Genomic DNA, 26,369 nt, shown 5'->3' with positions numbered 1-26,369 from the left:
ACTTTATACTTCATACCGGCAGTATCTTACACGAACAAAAAAACACTCAAAATAGGTGAAAAGGAAAGGCAGCTTTTAAAGCCGCCTTTACTTTTTTGGAATAATGAGACCCGGTTTTAATCTTCTTCTCCAGGTTCAACTTTAACACTGGCACCCATTCCGGCTTTTTCTTTGATTTTCTTTTCGAGCTCTTCCATGAGTTCAGGATTGTCCAATAAAAGACTCTTAACAGCATCCCTTCCCTGTCCCAACTTATTGCCTTCATAAGAAAACCAGGAACCCGCCTTCTTGATGATATCAAATTCCACACCCAGATCGATGATTTCCCCTACTTTGGAAATCCCCTGTCCATACATGATATCAAATTCCACCACTTTAAACGGAGGGGCAACCTTATTTTTCACTACTTTGACTTTGGTACGGTTACCGATGACATTGTCAGCACCCTCTTTGATCTGTCCGATTCTTCGGATATCCAGTCTCACAGAGGCATAAAACTTCAATGCATTACCGCCAGTAGTAGTTTCGGGATTACCGAACATCACCCCGATTTTATCCCTCAGCTGGTTGATAAAGATACAGGCACATCCTGTCTTGTTAATGGCCCCGGTCAACTTTCTAAGCGCCTGGGACATCAACCTTGCCTGAAGACCCATTTTGCTGTCACCCATATCTCCTTCCAGTTCACCTTTTGGCACCAATGCCGCCACCGAGTCAATAACAATAATATCAATGGCCCCGGAACGGATAAGATGCTCTGCGATCTCAAGTGCCTGCTCCCCATTGTCAGGCTGGGAGATCAATAAGTTTTCAGTATCTATCCCTAACTTCTCCGCATAAGTCTTGTCAAAAGCATGCTCTGCATCAATAAAGGCCGCAAGACCTCCAGCCTTTTGGGCCTCAGCGATACAGTGCATGGTCAGGGTGGTCTTTCCTGACGATTCCGGACCGTAAATTTCAATCACCCTGCCCCTGGGTATTCCCCCAACGCCCAAAGCCATGTCAAGTCCAAGGGAACCTGTAGATATGGCAGGAACATCCTGGACCTTATTGTCACTCAGCTTCATCACTGTACCCTTACCGTAGGTTTTTTCCAGTTTGTCAATGGTCAACTGCAGGGCTTTCAATTTTTCGGTATTTGCGCTCATATATTCAATCTATCAAATTTTAATCCTGTATTTGGTATTAATACTACCTCGACCCAACTCATGCTCAAAGGATTTCGTATTTACTTTTTGGCAACAAAAATCAGGCTTCAGCAATATTTTGCTAATATTGGAATAATGTTTGAAAAGCTTCAAGCGGAAAGCTCAAATTAATGAAAAAAGTAACCTTTAAGTCAGTAATTGTCACATTTTTTTTCTGCCTGGTCGGACTTCAGGCCCTGGCCCAAAAAAACACGGCCTTTAAAACCGGGGAAGAACTGACCTTTAAGGTAAGTTTTGGTTTTTTGGATGCCGCGGAAGCAAAAATGCTCATCCATCCTAAAGTGTACCATACGGATAATAGGCCTACCTTTAAAATTGATGTCTTTGGACAGACTTTGGGGGTGTTCAAATTATTCAAGGTAAATGATAATTGGGGCAGTTACCTGGACACCGCCAAAATCATCCCCTATCAATCTTACAGGCATATAGAAGAGGGAAAATACAGAAAGCATGAAAGGGTGCTCTTTGACCATCAAAAGAAAAATGCCCATGTGAGACTGTATGACAGGGAAAACAAAGAGCTGGTCTCCACTAAAGATTACCCGGTCCCTGCAAATGTACAGGATATTGTCAGCGGCTTCTACTTATTGAGGACCATGGACCTCAAAAAACTGAAAAAGGGAGATATGGTCACCCTAACGGGTTTCTTTGATAAAGAAGTTCATAAAATAAACCTTATGTATACGGGAAAAGAGCAGCTCAAAACCAAAATCGGGGAATTTGATACCTTTGTCTTCTCGCCGATTATTCCGAAAAATAAACTTTTCAGAGGGGAGCAACCCGTGACAGTATGGGTTACGGATGATGCAAACAAAATTCCCGTAAGGATCAAAGCCAAGCTCTGGGTAGGTTCGCTGGATATGGAAATTACGGAAGCAAAAGGCCTTCGTAATAATTAATTCACCTACATGTAATATTACCTTAACAATAAGCTGGCTAATAAAAATTTTATGTTGTATTTTGATGCTGAATTGCACAAATCTCTTTTTATGTGCGCCCTTTTTCTAAATTAGCATCACATTAGGGAAACATAAACCCGAAATCGACAGATGAGTGACAAACCAAAAATCAAGGTTTTGGTCGTAGACGACGAACCGGATATAGTTGATCTGCTTACCTACAACCTAAAAAAGGAAGGCTATGAGGTGGAAACTGCAGAAGACGGTGTCAAAGCCGTAAAAGTGGCATCCAAATTCTTACCGGACGTTATTTTATTGGACATCATGATGCCCAATCAGGATGGGGTTGAAACCTGCCGTCAAATGCGGGAAATCCCTGAATTGAAAAGCACCTTTATTATTTTCCTCACCGCGAGATCAGAAGAATATTCCGAGGTAGCAGCATTTGATGTTGGTGCTGATGATTACATCACCAAGCCAATTAAACCAAGGGCTTTGATGAGCCGGATCGCGGCTTTATTCCGCCGTGAATCCAAAAAAGACCAAGAATTAACACAGATCAAAATCAAAGACCTGATCATTGACAGGACGAGCTATACCATAGACAAGGGCGGAAAAATCATTACTTTGCCGAAAAAAGAATTTGAACTTTTGTATTTCCTTGCCAAAAACCCTAATATGGTCTTCAGTAGGGATGATCTTTTGCAGAATATTTGGGGAGCAGATGTATTTGTCCTGGCAAGAACGGTGGATGTACACATCAGGAAAGTAAGGGAAAAGATAGGCGAAGATTATATCACTACTGTAAAAGGTGTAGGTTATAAGTTCGATTTGAATTAGATATATGCTGACCACTTCCCGTGGCATTTCCCTCGTATTGGCCATTGCCATTTCTGCCCTTACGGTAGCTTTTCTTCTCCTTTTGGAAGATGCCACCCCTACGCTCCTCTTGGTAGCCGGAGGGATTTCATTTTCTGTTTCCTATATTTTGATGCAGGTAACCTTGGAATTTCTGATTTTTAAAGAAATCAGCAATATCTACGGCCTGCTGGAAAAAATCCAGAAAAAAGACTACTCTTCCATCCCTGACAAATCAGACAGGCTCTCTATATCTCCACTTCGCAAAATCAACAAAACCATCAATACTTATGCGCAGGCTAAAAACCGGGAGATCGAAACCCTTCAGAAAAATGCTGAATTCAGGAGGGAGTTTATTGCAGACATTTCCCATGAGTTAAAGACTCCGATTTTTGCAGCCCAGGGATATATCCATACCCTTTTGGATGGTGCCGTAGAGGACAAATCCGTAAGATTGAAATTCCTCAAAAGGGCTGCCAAGAGCCTCAATGCACTGGACAAGCTGGTGCAGGACCTGCTCACCCTCAACCAAATGGAAAGCGGCGTCATCAAATTCAACTTTGAGCCATTTGATCTCAAAGAGCTTATCCATGAAGTCATAGAAGAACTGGAACAGAAAGCAGCAAAACGTGATGTTTTGATCCGTTTTTTTTACGATAAAGAAAAAATCTATAAGACTATTGCCGACAAGGACAAAATTTTCCGTGTCTGTCAGAACTTGATTTCCAATGCCATCAAATACAATAACGATGGCGGTGAAGTAGAAGTACACCTCAAAACCCACAAGAACCACATCCTGGTAGAGGTCAAAGACAATGGCAAGGGCATTCCGCCCGAAGACCTGAAAAGGATTTTTGAGCGTTTTTATAGGGTAGAAAAAAGCAGATCCAGAGAGGGAGGAGGAACAGGCTTGGGGCTGGCGATCGTCAAACATATATTGGAAGGCCATAAAAGCAAAATCTCCGTCAGCAGTACCCTTGGTAAAGGATCCATCTTCAGTTTTGAACTGCCTTGGGAAAAAGCACCCAAGAAAGAAGAAATCAAGACCTCAATCTGATGTTGATCAGTCGGTCCACATTCTAAGATAGAATGCTTTTTCCTTTGCCTCTTTGCGATAATTAGGTTTGGGCTTACTGGATCCTGGCTTGAACACTAATTTTTGATTTTCAAATTGCGGGATAGTTTTCAGATGCTCTGATAATGGAAACCCAGATTATATTTCATTGTAAGATTATCGCCAAGAATTAAACCAAACAATCTTTTGAATATATTTTTTGAAGTCAGGATAATTTTCTAATTTTGCGGCCTTATTGGGAGTTGAAGCTGCATGAAGAAAATTGATTTTAAGGACCTGATTCTGTTTGAAAACGAGGATTACCTTGTCATCAATAAGCCTCCCTATTTATCGACATTGGACGACAGGCATGAAGCACAGAACATCCTGGATTTGGCCAGAACGTACACCCCAGATGCCCAGGTGTGTCACCGACTGGACAAAGAAACATCAGGCTGCCTGGTAATCGCCAAACACCAAGAGGCTTATCGGAACATTGCGATCCAGTTTGAAGACCGAAAAGTAAGCAAGATCTATCATGCAGTAGTCGAAGGCATCCATGAGTACAAAGATGTACTGGTGGACCGCAATATCCACGCGACCAATAAAGGCATCGCCAAGATAACCAAAGAAGGCAAGCCAGCCCAGACCATTTTCAATACGCTGAGGACTTATTACTCCCATACATTGGTAGAATGTAAGCCGATTACAGGTAGATTGCACCAGATCAGGGTGCATTTGGCCTACCTGAAATCACCTATCTGCGGGGATGAAATGTACGGCGGCAAACCCCTTTATTTATCTGCCTTAAAACGGCGCTTTAATCTCAAAAAAGGCACTGATGAATTGCCCATCATGCAGCGAGTTTCGCTCCATGCCTATGCCATAGGCTTCGAAGGCACTAAGGGAGAGCGTATTGATGTGATCGCTCCTTACCCAAAAGACTTTGATGTTTTGGCAAGACAACTGGAAAAAAACCGCTAACTCATAGAAAATGTGGGCAATAATGTTGTTTCTTTTGCATTAAAAAGAAATTCCTTCTATCTTTGTGTCCCTTTTTGAGGGTACAGTATATTTAACAAGCTAATAATTAAACATTTACACAGTGGATACATTAAGCTACAAAACCAAATCAGCAAATGCTGCTACTGTAGAGAAAAACTGGGTGGTAGTGGATGCCCAGGCCGCAGTATTGGGTAGATTTGCCAGTGAGGTTGCAAAAATCCTAAGGGGTAAGCACAAGCCTTACTATACCCCTCACGTGGACTGCGGAGACAACGTGATTGTCATCAATGCAGACAAGGTTAGGTTGACCGGAAGAAAAATGGACGAGAAAGTATATGTCCGTCATACCGGCTACCCAGGTGGACAGCGTATTTCTACCCCTAAATTGTTGAAGCAAAAATCTGCTTCCATTTTGGTAGAAAAAGCAGTTAGAGGAATGCTTCCTAAAAACAGATTGGGAAGACAGTTGTACAGAAACCTTTACGTTTACAACGGTTCTGAGCATCCTCATGCTGCACAGCAACCTAAAGAAATCAAATTCTAATCTTAGCAGTTCATGGAAATTATCAATACAATCGGTAGAAGAAAGACATCTGTTGCAAGAATCTACATGAAGCCGGGAAAAGGTGAGATCACTGTTAACAACAGGCCGATCGAGGTTTACTTCCCATTTGATCTGCATCAGATTGTAGTAAGACAGCCTCTTGCACTAGTAGGTGTAGACGGTACTTACGACATCAAAATCAATGTTGACGGTGGCGGTATCAAAGGACAGGCCGAGGCAGCAAGAATGGCTATCTCAAGAGCTTTGTGCGAATTTGATATCGAGCACAGATCTGCATTGAAAAAAGAAGGATTCCTTACCAGAGACCCAAGAATGGTAGAGCGTAAGAAAGCCGGACGTAGAAAAGCAAGAAGAAGATTCCAGTTCTCTAAACGTTAATCTGGATTTACTTCGAATTTTATATCGAAACTATCTTATTTATTAATGGCAAAATTAGAATATAAAGACTTACTGGATGCTGGTGTTCACTTTGGACACTTGACGAGAAAGTGGGATCCAAGAATGGCACCGTACATCTTCATGGAGAAGAACGGAATCCATATCATTGACCTAAACAAAACGCTTGTTTGCCTCGAAGAAGCATCCAATGCAATCAAGCAGATCGTTCGCTCAGGTAAAAAAGTCATGTTTGTCGCAACCAAAAAGCAGGCGAAAGACTTGGTAGCTGAGGAAGCAAAAAGGTTGAACATGCCTTACGTAACCGAAAGATGGTTAGGTGGTATGTTGACCAACTTCGCGACTATCCGCAAATCATTGAAGAAAATGTCCTCCATCGACAAAATGATGAAAGAGGATTCTTACAAGAACCTTGCTAAGAAGGAGCGTTTGATGATCACCAGACAAAGAGAAAAACTGGAAACTGTATTGGGCGGTATCGCTGACCTTACCAGACTTCCTGCTGCTTTGTTTGTTGTGGACATCAAGAGAGAGCATATCGCTATCGCAGAAGCACAAAAGCTTGGTATCCCTGTATTCGCTTTGGTAGATACAAACTCCAACCCTAATGAGGTGGATTTCCCTATCCCTGCCAATGACGATGCATACAAATCAATCTCTTTGTTGGTAAAAGCGTTCGGTGCAGCTATCGAAGAAGGTCTTTCTGAAAGGAAGAAAGACAAAGAAGAAGCTAAACTTTCTGAAGAGGAAGAAGCTAAAAAAGCTGTTGACGCTGAAACACAAGAGTAATCCACTTTGATATACTGATTACAAAAGATTGAACACGTGGTCCAGACCTGTGTTCAATTTTTTGTTTTTACTAGACCTTTGGGGAATCCGAAACCCGGGAGGTCCTTTCCAAAATAGAAAAAGTTTAATCGCATAAATTGACTAAAACAATGGCTATTACTGCACAAGAAGTTAACAAACTGAGACAAATGACCGGTGCCGGTATGATGGACTGTAAAAAAGCCCTTACCGAAGCTGAAGGAGATTTTGAAAAAGCTATCGATATTTTGAGAAAAAAGGGTCAGAAAGTTTCTGCATCCAGAGCTGACCGCGAAACCAAAGAAGGAACTATCGTAACCAAAGTTTCTGCTGATGGCAAAACAGGCATGTTGCTTTCTTTGACCTGCGAGACCGACTTCGTGGCCAAAAACGAAGAGTTCGTTTCTTTTGCCAACGCAGCGCTGGAACTTGCCTCTAAAAACAACGCCAAAACTATAGCTGACATCCTCGCCCTGCCATACGAAGGCATCACTGTAGGTGAGAAAATCGTGGAACTGACCGGTAAAATCGGTGAGAAAATCGAAATTTCCCACTTTGAAGTAGTCAATGGTGAAGCTGTAGTTCCTTATATCCACTCCAATGGCAAATTGGGTGTATTGGTAGCCCTTACCAACACCAACGGTGCTGCAGTGGAAGAAGCCGGTAAAGACGTAGCCATGCAGATTGCCGCTATGAACCCTGTGGCAGTAGATAAAGATGGCGTAGATGCTACTACTGTACAGAGAGAAATCGAAGTAGGCAAAGAGCAGGCCAGACAAGAAGGCAAGCCAGAAGAGATGTTGGAAAAAATCGCTTTGGGCAAATTGCAGAAATTCTACAAAGAAAACACTTTGTTGAGCCAGGCTTTCGTAAAAGACAACTCTTTGTCTATCGCCCAGTATCTTGACAAAGTCAGCAAAGGTTTGACCGTAGCTGCTTTCAAAAGAATTGCTATCGGATAATCTTAGAATCAAGACTCAAGAAGCAAGAAGCAAGACTTGAGGAATTGGATATAAAAGCTGACTTCGAAAGGGGTCAGCTTTTTTTATCTGTTTGATTTTTGAAGATAAGGTTGTGACATATTTTGATAGACACTTTCCCGATAAGTGTGTAAACTTTAAATTATGAATTTGTGGTCAGGTTTCAAGGAGCCTGACCCTATCACCAAATATAAGCAGGAAACTGTTAAGAATAGTACCCCAATCTCGAATGGGCATTGTCCATTTTTTCGATGCTTCTCTTGAAGCGAGGAAAACAGACTTCATCACGGCATCATCTGTTGGGAAAGAGAGCTTGTTTTTGGTGTATTTTCTGATCTTCCCATTCAGGTTTTCAATTAGATTGGTGGTATAGATGATTTTGCGGATTTCAACCGGGTAATCGAAGAAAACGGTGAGTTCATCCCAGTTGTCCCTCCAGCTTTTTATAGCATACGAGTATTTTGAATCCCATTTTTTGGCAAAATCGTTAAGAGCAGCCCATGCGGCCTCCTTGGTAGGGGCAGTATAAATTTCCTTCATATCCCTTGTAAAGGACCTGCGGTCTTTCCATACGACATATCTGCATGCATTTCTGATCTGGTGGACAACACATATCTGGGTAACGGACTGAGGGAATGAGGCCTTTATTGTATCAGTAAACCCGTTCAGGTTGTCAGTTGCTGTTATGAGAATATCTTCAACCCCTCTGGCCTTCAGGTCAGTGAGTACCCCCATCCAGAAAGCGGAAGATTCATTTTTACCAAGCCAAAGGCCAAGAATCTCTTTCAGACCGTTGGTTCTGAGCCCAACAGCAATGTAAACAGTCTTGTTGACCACTTTGGAGTTCTCCCTGACTTTGAAGGATATACCGTCCATCCAGACGATCAGGTAAACAGGGTCAAGCGGTCTGTTTCTCCAAGCAACAATATCCTCCGCTACCGCATTGGTAACCCTTGAGATGGTAGAAGTGGAAACATTGATATCATAAAGTTCTCGGATCTGCTCCTCGATGTCCTGGTTTGACATTCCCTTGGCATACATGGATATGATCACGTTTTCAACGCCCTCTGCCATGCTTTTGCGTTTAGGAACAAGAGCAGGCTCAAAGCTGCCATCCCGGTCTCTTGGGACTCTGATTTCAGCTTCCCCAAAGGAGTTCTTTATAGTTTTGGAAGAATGGCCGTTTCTTGAATTGGGATTATCAGAGTTCTGATGCTTTTCATAACCAAGATGGGCATCTAACTCGCCTTCAAGCATCTTCTCTACAGCCCTTTTCTGAAGCTGCTGAAGAAAGGAATTAAGCTCCCCGGCAGTCCTGAACTGCTTGAGGAAGTCATCATTTAAGAGATCTTCTTTTTTCATTTTTGCAATCTGTGTGTTAAAGGTAAGAAATTGTCCACACACAGACCGGGTATTCGCCTACCGCGGGTTCCTCAAATTCCCTGTGCGATTTCTTCTAAATCACACAGAGAATTTCGAGGTATAACTTTAACTTCGTAAGTAGTAAAATCAACTTACACAGTTTTTGTCATAGTCCCTTTTGATATTTGCCTAAGGTTGATTTAAAGGCTACCTCTATACCTTAGACTCCCAACACAATAGAAGCATCAATATCTAATTTTCTGCTGATTTCCCGTGCAATTTTTAGTGTAGGCTCACTCTTACCATTAAGGTATTCACTGATTCTGGAACTGCTTACTCCAAGAACCTCGGCAAGAGCCTTCTGATTCAGCCCCTTTTCCTGCATACGAAGTTTAATGGATTCTGCCAATGTAGGTGGTTGTATTGGATAGTGCTTTTCTTCATAATCTGCCACCAAGTCAGAAAGTATGTTTAGTTCAACATGGCCAATTGAGTCAGGGTTTTCTATATTTTCAGGATTGGAAATCAATTCTTCAATCCTTTCAAGAAGTGCATTATATTCTTTTTCAGACTTGATCATGATTTAAATATTTTGGATGTCCTTTATTTTATCATACTCAGAATGTGTACCAATAAATCGGATGTATACTTTTTTGGCATTAAATGAGATGATAGCAACCAAACGGTATTTATTCCCTTTTATATTGAAAACAAACCAATGCTGTCCTAAATAATTTACAAGACAGATGTTTAGCTGTGTTTCTGCAATTTCTATTGTGATTTTATCTGTAATCCGGAAATAGAACCCCCTGTTGGCTTTTTTGAGGAGGTTTTTCATGGTCTTCAAAGGGTTTGTCCAGCCACTTTTGCAGCTCTATTTTAACGAATATGTTCAGTCTGATAAATGCAACCAGATTGGACAGATGCCATCCGAATTTAGCGGTTGCCTTCATCACTTTTAGGAGCAGAATGGTGATCAGCGCGGTCCATATCTGGATCATCACGGCATTTTTCGATGTTCCGATAAAGGTTTTGATATGGAGTAACTGCTTGATGTCCCTGAAGAAGATCTCAATCTCCCATCGGCACCGGTAAAGATCACCGATTGTCTTTGCTGACCATTTGAAGTTATTGGTAATCAGTTCGACGGTCTGTCGGTTTTTTTCGTCCCATACAGCCACTCTTCTGAGTTTTCCGGGGTACTTCACTTTTGACTGCGGGTTTACCAGTTCAATTTCTTCGTCTATCAGTACTTCCTGTGCAGTATTTTCAGGGAGTCGACGTTCATTGATTGTGCTGAACTTAAGGTTATCCTTGTGCCTTATGACGAAAAAGACCCCCTTGCTGTCCCAAATGTTGAGCATCGGAAAGTCATTGTAATAGCGGTCCGCCACTATAACGGATCCTTTCTCCAAAGGAATATCATAAGCGCCTTTATTGTCTGCCATACTTCCTTCTGTAATATTCACATAAACAGGGAGTTTCCCGTCATAGTCCAGAAGCGTATGCATCTTTACAGCACCCTTTTTGGTCCTGAAGGTTGCCCAGTCAAACATCGAAAGGCAAAGACTTACCACCGTGGAGTCGAGCAGATAGACGGGAGCCTTGATCCGTAGTTTTACCCTGCTCAGGGACGCCTGCTGTCCTAAATGCTTCAGAAGCTCGTAATACAGCTCCTTGAACAGGTCAGAGTCCCTGCGCTTGTTCTGATAACTGATACTGGACTTGGATGGTGCCTTGGCAATCCCCAGATGGTTGAGGTTCCCCGTGGCCGAACGCAGGCCGTTTGAAATATCCCTTACAGAAGTACTTTTGGCAAAATGGCAAAAAAGCATGGAAACCAAATGCGTCCAGCTGTCAAAGCCTTTGCAGCCCTTGTCCGTTTGCTTCTCTTCAACCAGTTTCTTGAAAATTGAACGCTCGATTTTTTTAATAATCTGAGAAAACAATGTAATATTACTCATGGGAGGTTTATGTTTTTTGGTGCAAACCCAAAATAGCTATTTTGGGCAAAAAACCAGACCTCTCATATTTTATTTAGGACGGTATTGAAAACAAACCGATGATTGCCAACATAATCTACGTTATTGAAATCTTTTTTTATATCATTGAGTGAAGCCCAATCTTTTTTACTTACAGCAGAATACCAGAATCTTAAGGGAATTTCAGCATCAGCATGTTTTTCCGAAAATTCTTGAATCCGCTTAAAAGTGATTATTCTCATTAACGTATAAAGATCATTGCTTTTACTTCCATATTTCAAAACAAATTTACATATTCTGGAAATCAATTCTATTATTTCTCTGCATTTTTTTAAGAACGGGCTAAAGATGAATTGAAAGCCTGAAATGCTGATCTCACCCGGGATTGCATCCCGAGCTGTCACAGCACAGCCCTTCATGCCTTCCCTTTATGTATTTCTGTCATGCAATAAGAAATTCAACAAATATCAGCCCTACGCCCCCCATTTCCCATTCTTCATTCTAAATTCAAAATCCCCCCTCTCTGCATCAGTTGCCAGAGCACGGCCCTTCCAACCTGCCCTCTATGGACCTCTGTGCCTCCTCGGTGAATCTCTGTGGAACAAAAAGAAATTCAACCTGGAAGAACTTCACCCCCCATTCTTCATTCCTAATTTTTCATTCTACATTTCCTCCTTCTGCTTCCGGAATTTTTTTCCTATTAGCCCAAATAAGAAAAAAACCACCCCGGTTTCCAAAGGTGGCTTCGAAGGTGAATTAAACAACTCTCTGTTCTACTCCAGCCATTTTGGCTTTGTGGTCTTGATATTGGCTCCCAATTGGTTCAGGATGTTATAAAGCCCAAAATAAGTCCTGTTGATATAAAGCCCATGCCTGGATCCCCTGGCCTGACGGGACTTTTTGAACATTTTGTCATTGGAAATTCTGTCCCCCAACTGGAAGATCTGTTCAAAGTAGGAATCATCTGCAAAATCAAAAGTTTCTGCATGGAAAGGTTTACCCAACAAAGAAATCATCTCTTTGAATACGCCCTTAAAATAGGTTTTTTCTTCCTCAGTATCTTTGTCAGAAATAAACTCCAGATTGTAAAACACCTCATTCAACTCCTGTTCATTGAGCAGCATGTCTTTTTTGATCAGGGCAAAGTAACCCTCATAGAAATCCTGGGGAAGGATTTTCACACAGCCAAAGTCAATGATGCCCAATTTGTTGTCAGGGGTGATGATGAAATTACCCGGGTGGGGATCTGCATGTACCTGCTGCAGGTTATGGACCTGATGGTGGTAGAAATTCCACAAAGATTGGCCTATTTTGTTTTTCGCTTCCTGAGAGGGATTGGACTCCAACCATTCTTTGATATGCTTGCCTTCAATCCAGTCCATGGTGATGATACGCTCAGAACTCATATCCTGATAGTATCCGGGGAAAGTAAGGCCTTCAATATGGCTACAGGCCGCTGAAATCTCCAAGGAGCGCTGAACCTCCAACACATAATCCGTCTCCTCTATCAGTTTACTCTCCACTTCCTCCATGTAATGATCCAGTTCCCTTTCGTTCATATTGAGCAGTCTCAGGGCAAAAGGACGGACCAATTTCAGGTCCGAACTCACCGAATCAGCCACTCCAGGGTATTGGATTTTTACGGCAAAGGTCTTTCCGTCTTTCGTAGCCTGATGTACCTGTCCAATAGAGGCTGCATTTACAGCCGATTTGGTAAAGGTATCGTACATCTGATCGGGGGTCTTCCCAAAATATTTCTGAAAAGTCTTGACGACCAATGGATAAGACAAAGGTGGAGCACTGTACTGGGCCATGGTAAATTTATCCTGATAAGCTCTGGGCAATAGGTTCTTGTCCATAGACATCATCTGGGCCACTTTCAGCGCTGAACCCTTCAATTGGCTGAGGGAATTGTAAATATCTTCTGCATTATTATTGTGCAGTTCCTCCTTGGACAAGCTGGGGTTGACCACTTTTTTGGCATAATGCTTTACATAGTTCCCTCCTACTTTGGCCCCTGTACTGATAAATTTTGCAGCGCGCTGCACTTTGGAAACAGGAATACTCTGCTGCTCCTTCACACTTCTTTCCATAAATCCCTGTATTATTTATTTTGGTATAAAAACTTGGCAAAGTCAATAAAGGTGTCCAGCGCACTTTTCCCCATCAGGTCAAAGGCCAGGTTGACCGACTTTTCAATGGCTGCATCTGTTTTCTCAAAGGAAGGAGAGGTATCCTTCAACCAGAACTGGAACACAAACCATACCTGCAACCATAATGCTTCATCATAACGCTCTGTAATCAAAGGCCTATTGGCAATCTCTTCCGTCTCTTTTCCTTCCAGGATAATCTCATTGGCAAAATCCTTGAATTTGTCTTTGAATGCTTTTACCTCATGGGGAAGTAGTTTTTTCAGGTCTTTTTGACCGCCGTATAGGGACAAGAGGTAGGATCTGTTTTTTTTCAGTTCTTCTACCAGGGTAAAGAGGAAACCCAGCAATTTTTCTCTGGCACTGTATTCCTTAAAGACCTCCTGGGATTCCAGATTTTGGATGGTATCATCGAATAATTTACCCCAAACTGCCGATTTGATGGCCTCGAAAGAGGTAAAATAAGTATAGAAATCGGACTCGTTCATTTTGAGTTCCTTGGCAAACTTATAGATAGACAAGGGTTCAGATCCGTTTTCCAGCACATGATTGAGATAACCTTGGATAATTTTTGTCCTTGGATCGGTTTTACTTGCCTTTTTGGCTGCTGTATTTTCCATTGTAATAATGTTTACTACAGGTATAACCCGCAAAAGGGAATTGAAGTTTTGAAAAGCAGTAGAATTCAGCAGGATTTTTAAAAATTATTTTTAGTTTTATGAAATACACCAGGCATGAATTGAAAATGGTCCAAGCCAAGCCCAAAAAGGAAAGGCAGATAAATTTTACGGCTGGATTTAAACTTAAAATTTCGTTTGTTGCCTTGGGAAGGGATAGATAATTGAAGGTTTTTTGGGTATAGGGGAGCTTGGTATAAAAGAACAAACCTCAACAACCAACAGACAGCTTGGAACTGAGGAAAAGTAAACCATTTTGACTGGTGACCAAGAACATAGATACGGCACAAAAAATGGACAGAGAGTAAGTCTTTCCCAATTTCTGCCTTAGGAGATGGATTTACCTTTTACCAGCACCTCTATTTCCAAACCCAAATGTTCAAGCTGGGCTATTCCTACAGGATTTAAATCCCTAAATTGAAACCTAAAAAGAAGGATCTTTATCACCTAACCCAAAGAGCACATGAACTTGGAATTGAAAATATTACAACCCAATGAATTCGGGGATTTTAAGAAGCTAATCCAGATTTTTGAAGAAGTTTTTGGGGTGCAAAACTTTACATTGCCAAGTGAACAACACCTGATAAAACTTTTGAACAAAGAAACTTTCTATGCGATTATTGCCAAAACAGAAGACCAAATTATCGGTGGCCTGACTGCCTATGTCATAGACCAATACTACTCAGAGAGACCTTGGGCCTACATTTTAGACCTTGCTGTTTTGGTAAAGTATCAAAGGAAAGGTGTTGGCAGAAAACTGGTAGCTTTTACTAACCAATATTTTAAAGAAAAAGGGTTTGAGGAGGTTTTTGTTCAGGCTGATGAAGTTGATGCTTATGCCCTGGATTTTTATCGGCTTACCCAACCAACAGAAGAAGAAAAAGTGCGGCATTTTTACTACAAATTGACTCCTGATCATTGAAATTAAAGAAAGAAAAACCAAAAAAGCCTTCATAGGATTTTTTTAGTGCATGTGATTTCCTGAGAATTATATTACCGCTCAAAAACTTTCCCTTGGAATAATCTATGGGCTGATTTAATATAGGAAAGCTAATGCTGCACTTATGAGACACCTTTACTTCCTTTTTACCCTTTCCTTCCTTGCTACCGCTACTTGGGCCCAAGACCGGGTCACCGGAAAAACATTTACTACCCGATCTGAAGTTATCGCGCAAAACGGCATGGCTGCCACTGCTCAACCTCTGGCCACGCAGGTGGCCTTGGATATCTTAAAAAAAGGCGGTTCGGCCATGGATGCCGCCATCGCTGCCAATGCGATGCTGGGCCTGGTCGAACCCAATGGCTGCGGAATCGGAGGAGATGTCTTTGCCATCATCTGGGACGCCAAAACCAAAAAGCTCTACGGCTTTAATGGAAGCGGCCGCGCTCCTGAATTGCTGACGATGGAAGTGTTCAAAGAAAAAGGCCTGAATTATGTTCCCCTGCTGGGGCCACTACCCGTAACGGTTCCCGGTTGTGTGGACGGCTGGTTTGAGATGCACAAGAGATTTGGGAAGCTATCTATGCAGGAAATCCTGCAGCCTTCCATCGACTACGCCAACAATGGATTTCCCGTCACCGAAGTGATTGCCTGGCAAATGAACGGTGCCTATCCAGAAATGCAGGACATTCCCGGTTTCCGAAAAACCTACATGCCCAATGGCAAAAACACTCCGAGAAAAGGAGAGGTCTTCAAAAATCCAGACTTGGCCAGAACCTACTCCTTGATTGCCAAAGAAGGCCGTTCGGCGTTTTATGAAGGCGAAATCGCCCGAACCATCGACCGGTTTATGAAGGAAAACGGTGGCTATCTCCGCTATGAAGACCTGAAAAAACATACCTCCGAATGGGTGGAACCTGTCAGCACCAACTACCGCGGATACGACGTATGGGAGCTTCCTCCCAACGGACAGGGAATCGCCGTCCTACAAATGCTGAATATCCTCGAAGGCTACGATATAAAATCCATGGGCTTTGGAAGTGCGGAATACCTGCATGTGCTTACCGAAGCCAAAAAGTTGGCATTTGAAGACCGGGCAAAATTCTATGCCGATCCGGCTTTCAATCAAATACCCGTTGAAAAATTGATTTCCAAAGCCTACGCTGCCGAACGTCGGAAACTCATCGATCCCAACAAGGCCGGACTGGCTTATCCTGCCGGAGAAATCGAAAAAGGCAACACGACCTACCTGACTGTGGCGGACAAGGATGGCAATATGGTTTCCTTTATACAGAGCATTTACGATGAATTTGGGTCGGGCATGGTTCCGGACGGCTTGGGTTTTGTGCTGCAAAACCGTGGACAACAGTTCAATGTTCAGGATCCAAACCATTGGAATTCATTGGCAAAAGGCAAACGGCCTTTTCATACCATCATTCCTGCTTTTATCACCAAAAACGGGGAGCCTTACATCAGTTTTGGTCTGATGGGCGGTTCAGTACAGCCTCAGGGTCATACACAGATTGTGGTCAATCTGATTGATTTTGGCATGAATCTGCAGGAAGCGGGGGATGCACCGCGGATGCGGCACAACGGAAGCTCCGAGCCTACCGGCTCGAAGATGACAAACGGTGGATCGCTCAATCTCGAAAGCGGCTTCTCCTATGAAGTCATTCGCAAACTAAAAGAAATGGGGCACCGGGTAGAATACACCGTAGGCCACTATGGAGGGTATCAAGCCATCTATTACGACAAGGTCAACAAAGTCTATATCGGTGCTTCGGAGTCCAGAAAAGACGGACAGGCAGCGGGGTATTGAGGAATGGCAATTTTGACTTTTCCCGATACACAAGCTAAGGCTTTGGCTGTAATAACAATGGCTTTATTAATCCCCCGAATTACAGATAATATTTTTATCTAAAAAAATCATGAAAACATCTGTCCTGTTTTGTATGCTACTTTTGATGCTAAGCGCCTGCAGCCAAAATAAACAATGGTATTCGATTGAGGACTTTTCGAAGGTCAAGAAAATCGATGCCCATGTTCATCTTGATACAGAAAGGTCGGCCTTTGTTGAAAAGGCCATGACAGATAATTTCCGTCTAATAAATGTGAGCCTAGAGGTTGATCAGGGCTGGAATGATGTATACAGGAAATACGGGGATGGCCTTCATCAACATCAATCTTTTCCCAAAACGGTGGATATGGTCACTTCATTCGCCGTTTCGGATTGGGATGATGCAAATTGGGAGGGAAAGGTTATTTCCTGGCTGGACAGTTGTTTTAAACAGGGGGCTTTGGGAGTAAAGGTTTGGAAAAATATAGGTATGGTTTCCAGAGACAGTTCGGGCAATTTAATCTCGATAGATGATGAAAGATTTGATCCTGTTTTCCGGTTCATTGAAGAGCGTGGAAAAACCCTGATGGGTCATCTTGGTGAACCCAAAAACTGCTGGTTGCCACTGGACTCCATGACTACAGAAAATGACCGCAACTATTTCAAAAACCATCCCCAATACCATATGTACCTTCAACCGGAGATGCCTTCCCACGAGGACTTGATGGATGCCCGGGACCGAATGTTGGAAAAGCATCCGGAGTTAAAATTTGTAGGAGCCCATTTGGGGAGTCTGGAATATAGCGTGGATGTGCTGGCAGAGCGTCTTGATCGGTTTCCAAACATGGCGGTGGATTTAGCTGCAAGAATGGGGCAGTTGTTTTATCAGACTGCAAATGACCGGGATAAAGTCCGGAATTTTTTCATCCAATATCAGGACAGGATTTTATACGGGACTGACTTGGGGGATAATGGGGAGCGTTCTCAGGAAAACCTGTACAGGAGCATAGATGAAAACTGGAAACGGGATTGGGAGTTTTTCGTGACCGATCATGAAATGCAAAGCGACCTGATCAAACAGCCATTCAAGGGTTTGCAATTGCCCAAAGAAGTGGTGGATAAGGTATATTACAGAAATGCTTTAAAATGGTTTGGAATGGAGGATGAGAAATTTTAAAATAAGAGGAATCATAAATGAGACACCCTAACTATTTCTTAAAAATCTTCCTGATCCCTATCCTTGTTTTCATCGGCATAGCTGATGCCATTTCCCAGAACAAATCAATACCTATGACGGAAGACATGTTAGAAACCAAGGACAAAGACCTCTTGAGAAAAGAACTGTATGACCTCTTGGGGAGGCTTCCGGATCGGGAAAGACCCATTTCCGTAGAATTGGTATCTACTGAAGAAAGGAATGGGGTCATCATTGAGAAATTATTACTGGACATCAATGGATTGGAGAAGGTGCCGGCCTTTTTTACCAAACCCAAAAACGCCAAGGGGAAGTTGCCGGTGGTTCTTTTTAACCACTCTCATTTCGGTCAATATGAAGTGGGAAAGAATGAATTTATCTATGGCAGAAAAGAAATGCAGGCACCACCCTATGCTTTCGCCTTGGCGCAAGAAGGATATGCAGGTTTTTGTCTGGATTCCTGGGGATTTGGGGAGAGATCGGGAAAGTCCGAATTGGATCTATTCAAAGAAATGTTGTGGAAAGGACAGGTGCTTTTTGGAATGATGGTATATGACAATTTGCGGGCATTGGATTATTTGGCTTCCAGGGAAGATCTTGATATGGAGCGGGTGGCAACTATGGGCATGTCCATGGGAAGTACCATGGCTTGGTGGCTTGCTGCATTGGATCAGCGTATTAAAGTGGTGGTAGATCTAAATTGTCTAACTGATTTCCAAACGTTTTTGGAAAAAAATGACCTCAGTCTTCATGGTATTTATTATTATGTTCCTGATTTATTGAACCACTTTTCAACTTCAAAAATCAATGGATTAATTTCACCCCGACCTCATTTTGGTCTGGCGGGAAAATTTGACCCACTTACCCCATTGGAAGGTTTGTCAATCATTGATGAAAACCTAAAGAAAATTTATGCAAAAGACGGAGCCCCTCAAGCATGGAAATTAAAAATTTATGATGTTGGACATGAAGAAACAGCTGAAATGAGGGCGGATATTTTACAGTTTCTAAGGGAATGGTTATAGAGGGATTAATTTCATACCTGGCAGGCAAATCCCCCAAACATCCAAAACAGATTTGTCCTTTTCAATTAACCTTTCACACGATAGCGGGATACCATTGACAGATTACCTTGATGTCACCCCGAGTCCTCAACATTTCGTAATTGTTCGGAATAGGTAATGACATCAAGTAACCCGCTAAGCAGTCTTCATCCAGGGATTTTAACATTTAGGGGAATGTACAGAAAAATAAATGACAAATATGGAAACGTCATCCTGATCCGCCACAGGCGGAGAATGATCTCCTCTATTTTGGGAGACTCTTGCTTCGTCAGAGTGACGGTTACTCATATTTGTCATTGGTAGATTTTAAAATATCAGGGTGACGAAGAGTTTATATGGAATTTTCTGATAAAGTCTATTTCACCACTTTCTCCACCACAAGGTTGTGGTTGGTGTAAATGCAGATATCTGCCGCTATTCCCAAACTCTCTCTGACCATTTCTTCAGCCGACAAGTGGGGGGCGAATTTTTTCAAGGCTCTTGCCGCAGACTGGGCATACATGCTTCCTGAACCAATGGTTGCGATCTCCATATCAGGCTCAATGACGTCCCCTGTCCCTGAAATGATCAGGATATCCTGACTGTCCGCCACAATCATCATGGCTTCCAGTCGGCTTAGCATCCTGTCCATTCTCCATTCCTTGGCCAGTTCTACAGCAGCCCGCTTCATGTTATTGCCATAAGCGCCTAACTTCTCCTCGAATTTTTCCAATAAGGTAAATGCGTCCGCTGTAGACCCTGCAAAACCGGTGACAATTTTACCTCCCTGGAGTTTCCTGATTTTATTCACCGTACTTTTTGCCACAGTATTTCCCAAAGTGGCCTGACCATCTGCACCGATGACTACTTCTCCATTATGCTTGATGGCCACGACGGTGGTTGATTTTATTTTTTCCATTTTTTTTAAGTCTTAAGAGTTTAAACGAAATATACTTCGTGAAATATGCTTAGCGAAATTCACTTCGTGAAATAAATTGAAATATGCTCTGCCATGGTTGACAGGTTCGGGAAATTTAAGTTTTGAGATAAACTTCTTAAAAAAACAGAAAGAATATGGCCCAATAATTTCCCAGGTATGAATTGAAGAAGCCAATCGGCCCTTTCTATTTCTATTTATTTCAACTTTATTTCGCCAAATGCTTATTTCTGTTTTTATCCATTTCAATAACCATACTAAAAGCAAAAAGTCCTGATTTGTCAGGACTTTTTGGCATATTTCAAATTGGAATTAGATCAAAATCCTAACCGGATCCTCCAAGAGGCCTTTGAGTGTCTGAAGGAAAGCAGAACCAACTGCTCCATCCACTACCCTGTGGTCACAGGATAGGGTCACCTTCATGACATTGCCTACCTTCATCTGTCCATTTTTAACTACCACAGTTTCTTTGATTCCACCTACAGCCAGGATACAGGCATCCGGTGGGTTGATGATGGCCGTGAACTCCTCAATTCCGAACATTCCCAGATTAGAGATGGTAAAGGTATTGCCTTCCCAGTCTTTAGGCTGAAGCTCTTTGTTTTTGGCTTTTGCTCCAAGGGTTTTGGCCTCATTGGAGATCTGGGAAAGGGATTTGCTGTCTGCAAACCTGATCACCGGCACCAACAATCCTTCTTCCACCGCTACGGCCATTCCGATATGGATATGGTCATTGTACCTGATTTTGTCTCCCAGCCAGGAAGAATTTACCTTAGGATGCTGGCGCAAAGCTGCGGCTGTAGCTTTGATGACCATATCGTTGAAGGAAATCTTCACAGGAGATACCTCATTCATGCTATTTCTTGCTTCAATGGCCTTGTCCATATTGATCTCCATGGTCAAGTAGAAATGAGGGGCGCTGAATTTGCTTTCAGCCAAACGCTTGGCGATAACTTTCCTCATTTGGGAAACCTTCTCTTCTCTGAAGGATTCCTGGCCTACAGCTGGAGCAGAGGTTGCCATAGCTGTAGGAGCAGCGGCAGTCTGGGCTACTGCTGGTGTATAGTTTTCTACATCTCTTTTAATGATCCTTCCTCCTTCTCCGGTACCTTTGACCAAAGTGATGTCAATTCCTTTTTCTGATGCCATCTTCTTTGCCAAAGGAGAAGCTTTCACCCTGCCGTTGTCAGACGCGGAGGAAGTACTTACAGCTACCTCAGGAGCCTTTGCCACCTCTTCTTTTTTGGTTTCTATTGCAGGAGCTTCTTTCTTTTCTTCTGTTGGAGCTGATGTTTGTGCGCCTGATTTGGACTGATGGGCTTTTAGCAGCTTTTCAAAGTCCGCACCCTTTTCACCGATGATGGCAATTACTCCATCGACAGGAACAGAATCTCCTGCTTCTACACCTATGTAGAGGAGTGTACCGTCTTCATAAGATTCAAGCTCCATGGTAGCCTTATCGGTCTCCACTTCTGCAATGATATCCCCAGATTTGACCGAATCACCTACCTTTTTCAACCAGGAAGCGATAGTACCCTCTGTCATGGTATCACTCATTTTCGGCATGGTGATTACCGTGGCGTTGATACCGGAAACATCAATACTTTCGGTTTTTTCTTCTTTGGCAGCTGGCTTTTCTTCTGCTTTAGGCTTTTCAACTTCCTGCTTTTCTTCTGTTTTAGCAGACCCGTTTCCGCCAGCTTGAATGTCTTTCAGTATTTTATCTATATTCTCACCCTTTTCACCGATGATGGCGATAACTCCATTTACCGGGACAGCGTCCTTTTCCTGCACACCTATGTGCAACAAAACCCCCTCTTCGTAAGACTCCAGTTCCATGGTAGCCTTATCCGTTTCAACCTCTGCCAATATATCTCCAGGCTTAACGGTATCTCCTACTTTCTTTAACCACGCTGCGATTACACCCTCTTCCATGGTGTCGCTCATTTTAGGCATTCTAATTATCTCGGCCATAAGCTTAAATTATCCTAGTCAAATTTTAAGGAGTCCAAAAATAGTTGTTAAAATGTCTTAATTCAAATTTAATAATAGTAATTTCAGGATTAAAAAGTCCAAAACAGCTGATTTTGTTTGATTATGCCTGTAATCCATAAGACAACTTACGAATATCCCCCCTGGCTTTTCAATGGTCATTTGCAAACAATTGTACCGGCCTTGATGCGCCCTTCAGCTGTATTACCCTTTGAAAGAGAAAGGATTAATACACCGGATGGGGACTTTCTGGATCTTGACTGGCTGAAAAAAGGTTCCAAAAACCTGGTCATTATCAGCCATGGGCTGGAAGGAAATAGCCGGCGTCCTTATATGACCGGGATGGCCCGACAATTTTTCACACAGGGCTTTGATGTTCTGAACTGGAACTACAGGGGCTGTAGTGAAGAGATGAACAACACACCCATTTTTTACCATTCCGGTGCCACTTATGACCTGGACTTTGTAGTCAATCATGCCTCGGTGGCTTATGAAAATGTTTATCTCGTTGGATTCAGCCTGGGCGGAAACCTGACATTGAAGTATTTGGGTGAAAAAAGAGAAAGGTCTCCCAAGATCAAAAAAGGGATTGCCATTTCCGTACCCTTACACCTGGAAAGTTCCTGTCTGAAAATCTCCTCCGGTGAAAACATCCTTTATGCCAAAAGATTCCTGAAAACACTCAAGGAGAAAGTTGTGAAAAAGGCCAAAAAATTTCCCGATGAAATCCCGGTGGGCATCCTGCGGAAAATCAAAACCCTTCAGGACTTTGACGACCACTATACCGGTCCGCTTCATGGATTTGAAGATGCCCATGACTACTATGAGCAAAACTCTTCACTTTATTTCCTGGAAAACATTGAGGTCCCTGCCCTGATACTGAATGCTCAGAACGACCCTTTTTTGAGCGACAAGTGCTTCCCCATCAATTTGGGCCGAAAACTGGACCAGGTCTGGATGGAATTCCCTAAGTATGGAGGACATGTAGGTTTCAGCCCAAGAAAAAAAGAGGACATTTACTGGTCAGAAAAAAGGTCATTTGAATTTATCACGGGCAATCTGTAATTTTCCAAAAAACAAAAGCTTATGTGCGGCAGATACTCTTTGAGCAAAAGTAAAATCCAACTGGAAGAAAGATTTCAGGCCGAAATGTTGGGGGATTTCAAACCGAGGTACAATATCGCCCCAACCCAACTTGTCCCCGTAATTACTTCGGAAAGTCCCAAAGGATTTTCCTTTTTTTATTGGGGGATTACGCCTGATTTTGGAAAAAACAAACCTGTTTCCCAGAAGTTTATCAATGCCAAAGCCGAAACCGTGCATGAAAAAATCTCTTTCAAAAATTCCTTTCAAAAGAGACGCTGCCTGGTCCCGGCTGATGGTTTTTATGAATGGAAGAAGTTGGGGAAAAAGACCAAAATCCCCTACCGGTTTACATTGGCCAATGATGAAGCATTTGCTTTTGCAGGAATATGGGAAGAATATGAGAATGAGCTTGGAGAAAGCAACCATACTTTTCTTATCCTGACAACCGAACCCAATGCAATAGTATCAGAGGTCCATGATAGAATGCCGGTTATTCTCAAAAAAGAAGATGAAAAAAAATGGCTGGACAAATACAGCAGCCAGGAGGAACTTATAAAAATGCTGTCGCCTTATCAGGCGGATGAAATGATCAGCTACACTGTTTCCCCTTTGGTGAACAGTGTAAGCAATGACAGTCCATCCCTCATACGCAAGACCTCAGCGCCCATAGATCAATTTGGAAATTACACTTTATTTGGCTGATGCAAGATATTCAAATCCTAGACCTTGATTTTTTAGAAACAAAAGATGCCATCGCTTCTTTTCTTGTCAAAACCGATATAGGCCCCATACTGATAGAGTCTGGTCCGGAAAGCACTTTCCCTGCCCTGGAAAAAGCCTTGCATAATCTGGGGTACAACATCCATGACATACAACATGTCCTGTTGACCCATATCCATTTTGACCATGCCGGTGCGGCATGGAGATTGGCACAGCTTGGGGCAAAAATTTATGTACATCCCCTTGGAAAACTCCATTTGGAATCCCCGGAAAAGCTTTGGAACTCTGCCAAGTTGATTTATGGAGAAGACATGGACAGGTTATGGGGACAGATGCAGCCCATACCGGAAAATCAGGTGATCGCTGTAAAAGATGGTGAAGTCCTTGAATTTGGAAACACAAGGATCAAAGCGCTGCACACGCCCGGGCATGCAATACATCACATTGCATGGAATTATGATGGCAATATTTTTACGGGAGATGTAGCCGGTGTGAAAATTGACGGTGGTCCTGTAGTTCCTCCCTGCCCTCCCCCCGATATCCACATTGAAGCCTGGAAAAACTCTTTGGCGATTCTTAAGGCAGAAAACCCTAGGGCTTTGTACCTGACGCATTTTGGAATTATTAATCATATTGACCAGCACCTGGATAATCTTTCCTACATTTTGGACGAATGGGCAAGATGGATAAAACCCTATTTTGAAAAAGGAGAAGATCAACAATTGGTCATTCCAAAATTTATGGAGTTTACCCAATCCCAATTAAAAAAAGAAAACTGTTCTGAGGAGCTTGTAAAAGTATATGAATATGCAAATCCAAGCTGGATGTCAGTAGCAGGTCTTTACCGATATTGGAAATTGAAATCCCAAGGAAGGATTTAGCTCAATGCCCCATTGCCATCAACTTAAAGCCATTCCTTAGACATATTATTTGGAAAACGGCTAGGAAGTAGGATATTTGTATGCTGTGCATAACATTTAAAAGCAGGGCTTCGAAACAATAATCCCAAGTAGCTTTGAAAGAGATGAAAAAATCCAGAATAATCGGTGTAGGCCACTATGTCCCTGAAAGGGTCATTATCAATGAATACCTTTCTACTATTATGGATACCAACAATGATTGGATTGTGGAAAGAACAGGTATCCAGGAAAGAAGATGGTTTACGCCAGGAAAAGATACTGTCACCAGTATGTCAGCAGCCGCTTCCAGAATGGCACTGGAAAGAGCAAAATTAACCCCGCAAGACATAGACTTCATCGTATTTGCCACCATTACCCCCGACTATTTCCTTCCCGGCAACGGCGTTTTACTCCAAAGAGAACTGGGGATGGGCACAATCGGGGCTTTGGATATACGTAACGCCTGCTCCGGTTTCATTTATGCTTTATCGGTAGCTGACCAGTTTATCAAAACCGGCATGTACAAAAATATTTTGGTAGTGGGTGCTGAAATCCAGTCCTCTGCTCTGGACAAAAGTGATGAAGGAAGATCAAGTGCTGTTATTTTCGGGGATGGAGCAGGCGCAGCTGTTCTGACTGCCGTGGAACCAGATCAACCCGGGATTTTGTCCACCCATTTACATGCCGAAGGACAATACGCTGAAGAACTGTACTGTATCGCTCCAAGCAGCAGTACAGAGGTACGGATCTCCCAGGAAATGATAGAAAGAGGTGACTTTTTTCTAAAAATGAACGGAAATGCCGTTTTCAAACATGCTGTCGTCAGATTTACCGAAGTGATTCAGGAAGCTCTGGATGCCAATGGAAAAGACAAGTCAGAAATCGACCTGTTGGTACCCCATCAGGCCAACCTCAGGATCAGCAATTACATCCAGCAAAAATTGGGGTTACCCGATGAAAAGGTCTTCAACAACATCATGAGATTAGGAAATACCACAGCGGGTACCATTCCAATAGCCCTGAGCGAAGCTTGGGAACAGGGAAAGATCAAAGAAGGAGATTTGATCTGCCTTGCTGCTTTTGGCAGTGGGTTCGCTTGGGCTTCTGCATTGTTGAACTGGTAATTTTCACTTCTCCGTGAACATTAAACTGGACATTGCTTTTTGGAAGGAATCTAAGGATTTATTCCGCCGTTTTCACGAACAGGTGAAAATCATCCAGGATGTATTTACGGAGATTGCCAACCATTTTCCTCAGGAAAAACTTAAGCAATATTTTGTGCAGGCTAAAAGTTGCAAGGTAAGCAAAGGCAATCAACTCGGATTTCTTCCCTATCAGGTATTGGATATTGTCCGGGATTTTGATCCCCTGACAGGATTCAACATCAGGCTTCTCAATTGGTGGGGTAATGGTTTTTATATTTTCCTTACTTATGGAAGCCAAATCAAACAGCAGTACAAAAATGCCTGGATATCCAAATTTGATGATTTTCATATTTCTTTTACCGAAACACCCTATGATTATCCTCAAGTTGAAAAAAACAGCCTGATTTTGAATGAAAAAAATATTACTTTAGCTATTAATTCTTCAAATCAGCTCCAAATCTGGAAAAAACTTGATATATCAGAAGACCCAGGCACAACATCAAAAATGATCTGTCAATTACTCACTGACATTTTAGAAGTACATGGCTGAGCTTCTTTCTCTTCCGTTATTTGGGCTAATTTAAAACCGATCAAGGCTTATTTCGTATCCTAATTGAAAAATGAGACCATAC

The 26,369-nt window shown here is 42.5% G+C and carries 27 protein-coding genes; 17 read left to right on the top strand and 10 right to left on the bottom strand.

Translation table 11 applies throughout. The annotated features are described in order from the left end of the window. Window positions 1-116 precede the first annotated feature (116 nt). On the bottom strand, window positions 117-1,148 hold the full coding sequence (gene recA, locus BC751_RS09490) for a recombinase RecA (protein ID WP_130275333.1): 1,032 nt from the start codon (window positions 1,146-1,148) through the stop codon (window positions 117-119). A gap of 170 nt (window positions 1,149-1,318) precedes the next feature. Between recA and BC751_RS09485 the strand changes: the two genes are divergently transcribed. From BC751_RS09485 to tsf, 8 genes are all read left to right on the top strand, one after another. Continuing rightward, window positions 1,319-2,107: a DUF3108 domain-containing protein gene (locus BC751_RS09485; protein ID WP_130275332.1), complete on the top strand. Its 789-nt coding sequence runs from the start codon at window positions 1,319-1,321 to the stop codon at window positions 2,105-2,107. A 150-nt stretch (window positions 2,108-2,257) separates the two neighbouring features. Continuing rightward, a complete protein-coding gene (locus BC751_RS09480) occupies window positions 2,258-2,947 on the top strand; it encodes a response regulator (protein ID WP_130275331.1) in 690 nt (229 codons plus the stop codon). Window positions 2,948-2,951: 4 nt separating this feature from the next. Beyond that, on the top strand, window positions 2,952-4,022 hold the full coding sequence (locus BC751_RS09475) for a sensor histidine kinase (protein ID WP_130275330.1): 1,071 nt from the start codon (window positions 2,952-2,954) through the stop codon (window positions 4,020-4,022). A 270-nt stretch (window positions 4,023-4,292) separates the two neighbouring features. Next, window positions 4,293-5,003 (top strand): RluA family pseudouridine synthase, encoded by a 711-nt coding sequence (locus BC751_RS09470; protein WP_130275329.1) that lies wholly within the window; start codon window positions 4,293-4,295, stop codon window positions 5,001-5,003. 121 nt (window positions 5,004-5,124) lie between these two features. Beyond that, window positions 5,125-5,568 carry a 50S ribosomal protein L13 gene (gene rplM / locus BC751_RS09465; protein WP_010610092.1) on the top strand — a complete coding sequence of 148 codons (444 nt, stop codon included), beginning with the start codon at window positions 5,125-5,127 and terminating at the stop codon, window positions 5,566-5,568. A gap of 12 nt (window positions 5,569-5,580) precedes the next feature. After that, window positions 5,581-5,967, top strand: a complete 387-nt coding sequence (rpsI, locus tag BC751_RS09460; RefSeq protein ID WP_130275328.1) for a 30S ribosomal protein S9 — start codon at window positions 5,581-5,583, stop codon at window positions 5,965-5,967. A 45-nt stretch (window positions 5,968-6,012) separates the two neighbouring features. Then, on the top strand, window positions 6,013-6,774 hold the full coding sequence (gene rpsB / locus BC751_RS09455; RefSeq protein WP_130275327.1) for a 30S ribosomal protein S2: 762 nt from the start codon (window positions 6,013-6,015) through the stop codon (window positions 6,772-6,774). 149 nt (window positions 6,775-6,923) lie between these two features. Further along, the gene (gene tsf / locus BC751_RS09450) at window positions 6,924-7,754 is read left to right on the top strand and encodes a translation elongation factor Ts (RefSeq protein ID WP_130275326.1); all 831 of its coding nucleotides are present in this window, start codon (window positions 6,924-6,926) and stop codon (window positions 7,752-7,754) included. A gap of 174 nt (window positions 7,755-7,928) precedes the next feature. Here tsf and BC751_RS09445 read toward each other — a convergent pair whose 3' ends face one another. The 7 genes from BC751_RS09445 to BC751_RS09415 form a co-directional block, all read right to left on the bottom strand. Beyond that, entirely contained in the window at window positions 7,929-9,134 is a 1,206-nt protein-coding gene (locus BC751_RS09445) for an IS256 family transposase (RefSeq protein WP_130275325.1), read from the bottom strand. A 220-nt stretch (window positions 9,135-9,354) separates the two neighbouring features. Further along, window positions 9,355-9,714 (bottom strand): helix-turn-helix domain-containing protein, encoded by a 360-nt coding sequence (locus BC751_RS09440; RefSeq protein WP_130275324.1) that lies wholly within the window; start codon window positions 9,712-9,714, stop codon window positions 9,355-9,357. Window positions 9,715-9,717: 3 nt separating this feature from the next. Beyond that, a complete protein-coding gene (locus tag BC751_RS09435) occupies window positions 9,718-9,972 on the bottom strand; it encodes a type II toxin-antitoxin system HigB family toxin (protein ID WP_130275323.1) in 255 nt (84 codons plus the stop codon). Then, window positions 9,917-11,098 (bottom strand): IS4 family transposase, encoded by a 1,182-nt coding sequence (locus BC751_RS09430; RefSeq protein ID WP_130275223.1) that lies wholly within the window; start codon window positions 11,096-11,098, stop codon window positions 9,917-9,919. The genes BC751_RS09435 and BC751_RS09430 overlap by 56 nt, the downstream gene beginning before the upstream one ends. 62 nt (window positions 11,099-11,160) lie before the next feature. Continuing rightward, entirely contained in the window at window positions 11,161-11,358 is a 198-nt protein-coding gene (locus tag BC751_RS09425; protein WP_130275322.1) for a type II toxin-antitoxin system HigB family toxin, read from the bottom strand. Window positions 11,359-11,889: 531 nt separating this feature from the next. Then, the gene (locus BC751_RS09420) at window positions 11,890-13,209 is read right to left on the bottom strand and encodes an ABC1 kinase family protein (protein WP_130275321.1); all 1,320 of its coding nucleotides are present in this window, start codon (window positions 13,207-13,209) and stop codon (window positions 11,890-11,892) included. Window positions 13,210-13,220: 11 nt separating this feature from the next. Next, a complete protein-coding gene (locus BC751_RS09415; RefSeq protein WP_130275320.1) occupies window positions 13,221-13,886 on the bottom strand; it encodes a TetR/AcrR family transcriptional regulator in 666 nt (221 codons plus the stop codon). 520 nt (window positions 13,887-14,406) lie between these two features. Between BC751_RS09415 and BC751_RS09410 the strand changes: the two genes are divergently transcribed. From BC751_RS09410 to BC751_RS09395, 4 genes are all read left to right on the top strand, one after another. Next, the gene (locus tag BC751_RS09410) at window positions 14,407-14,865 is read left to right on the top strand and encodes a GNAT family N-acetyltransferase (protein WP_130275319.1); all 459 of its coding nucleotides are present in this window, start codon (window positions 14,407-14,409) and stop codon (window positions 14,863-14,865) included. 142 nt (window positions 14,866-15,007) lie between these two features. Beyond that, window positions 15,008-16,702 (top strand): gamma-glutamyltransferase, encoded by a 1,695-nt coding sequence (gene ggt, locus BC751_RS09405; RefSeq protein WP_130275318.1) that lies wholly within the window; start codon window positions 15,008-15,010, stop codon window positions 16,700-16,702. 109 nt (window positions 16,703-16,811) lie between these two features. Then, window positions 16,812-17,897 carry an amidohydrolase family protein gene (locus tag BC751_RS09400; RefSeq protein WP_207226864.1) on the top strand — a complete coding sequence of 362 codons (1,086 nt, stop codon included), beginning with the start codon at window positions 16,812-16,814 and terminating at the stop codon, window positions 17,895-17,897. A gap of 17 nt (window positions 17,898-17,914) precedes the next feature. Continuing rightward, window positions 17,915-18,940: a dienelactone hydrolase family protein gene (locus tag BC751_RS09395; protein WP_130275317.1), complete on the top strand. Its 1,026-nt coding sequence runs from the start codon at window positions 17,915-17,917 to the stop codon at window positions 18,938-18,940. 394 nt (window positions 18,941-19,334) lie between these two features. On the opposite strand, the gene hslV is transcribed toward BC751_RS09395, so the two are convergent. Next, complete coding sequence (gene hslV / locus BC751_RS09390; RefSeq protein WP_130275316.1) at window positions 19,335-19,877, bottom strand: ATP-dependent protease subunit HslV; 543 nt, start codon at window positions 19,875-19,877, stop codon at window positions 19,335-19,337. 330 nt (window positions 19,878-20,207) lie between these two features. Further along, on the bottom strand, window positions 20,208-21,869 hold the full coding sequence (locus BC751_RS09385) for a pyruvate dehydrogenase complex dihydrolipoamide acetyltransferase (protein WP_130275315.1): 1,662 nt from the start codon (window positions 21,867-21,869) through the stop codon (window positions 20,208-20,210). A gap of 123 nt (window positions 21,870-21,992) precedes the next feature. Between BC751_RS09385 and BC751_RS09380 the strand changes: the two genes are divergently transcribed. The 5 genes from BC751_RS09380 to BC751_RS09360 all read left to right on the top strand — a co-directional run bounded on the left by BC751_RS09380 (window position 21,993) and on the right by BC751_RS09360 (window position 26,287). Beyond that, complete coding sequence (locus tag BC751_RS09380; RefSeq protein WP_130275314.1) at window positions 21,993-22,952, top strand: YheT family hydrolase; 960 nt, start codon at window positions 21,993-21,995, stop codon at window positions 22,950-22,952. A gap of 21 nt (window positions 22,953-22,973) precedes the next feature. Further along, a complete protein-coding gene (locus BC751_RS09375; protein ID WP_130275313.1) occupies window positions 22,974-23,675 on the top strand; it encodes an SOS response-associated peptidase in 702 nt (233 codons plus the stop codon). Further along, complete coding sequence (locus tag BC751_RS09370; RefSeq protein WP_130275312.1) at window positions 23,675-24,574, top strand: MBL fold metallo-hydrolase; 900 nt, start codon at window positions 23,675-23,677, stop codon at window positions 24,572-24,574. The genes BC751_RS09375 and BC751_RS09370 overlap by 1 nt, the downstream gene beginning before the upstream one ends. 143 nt (window positions 24,575-24,717) lie before the next feature. Further along, window positions 24,718-25,716: a 3-oxoacyl-ACP synthase III family protein gene (locus BC751_RS09365; protein WP_130275311.1), complete on the top strand. Its 999-nt coding sequence runs from the start codon at window positions 24,718-24,720 to the stop codon at window positions 25,714-25,716. Between the two features lie 13 nt (window positions 25,717-25,729). Next, window positions 25,730-26,287, top strand: a complete 558-nt coding sequence (locus BC751_RS09360) for a hypothetical protein (RefSeq protein WP_130275310.1) — start codon at window positions 25,730-25,732, stop codon at window positions 26,285-26,287. Window positions 26,288-26,369: the final 82 nt, after the last annotated feature.

Origin of the sequence: Cecembia calidifontis (genome assembly GCF_004216715.1) — a bacterium.
In the GTDB taxonomy this organism is placed as follows: Bacteria; Bacteroidota; Bacteroidia; order Cytophagales; family Cyclobacteriaceae; genus Cecembia_A; species Cecembia_A calidifontis.
The sequence above is the reverse complement of the archived record's forward strand: the minus strand, read 5'-3'. Positions and strand labels throughout refer to the sequence as shown.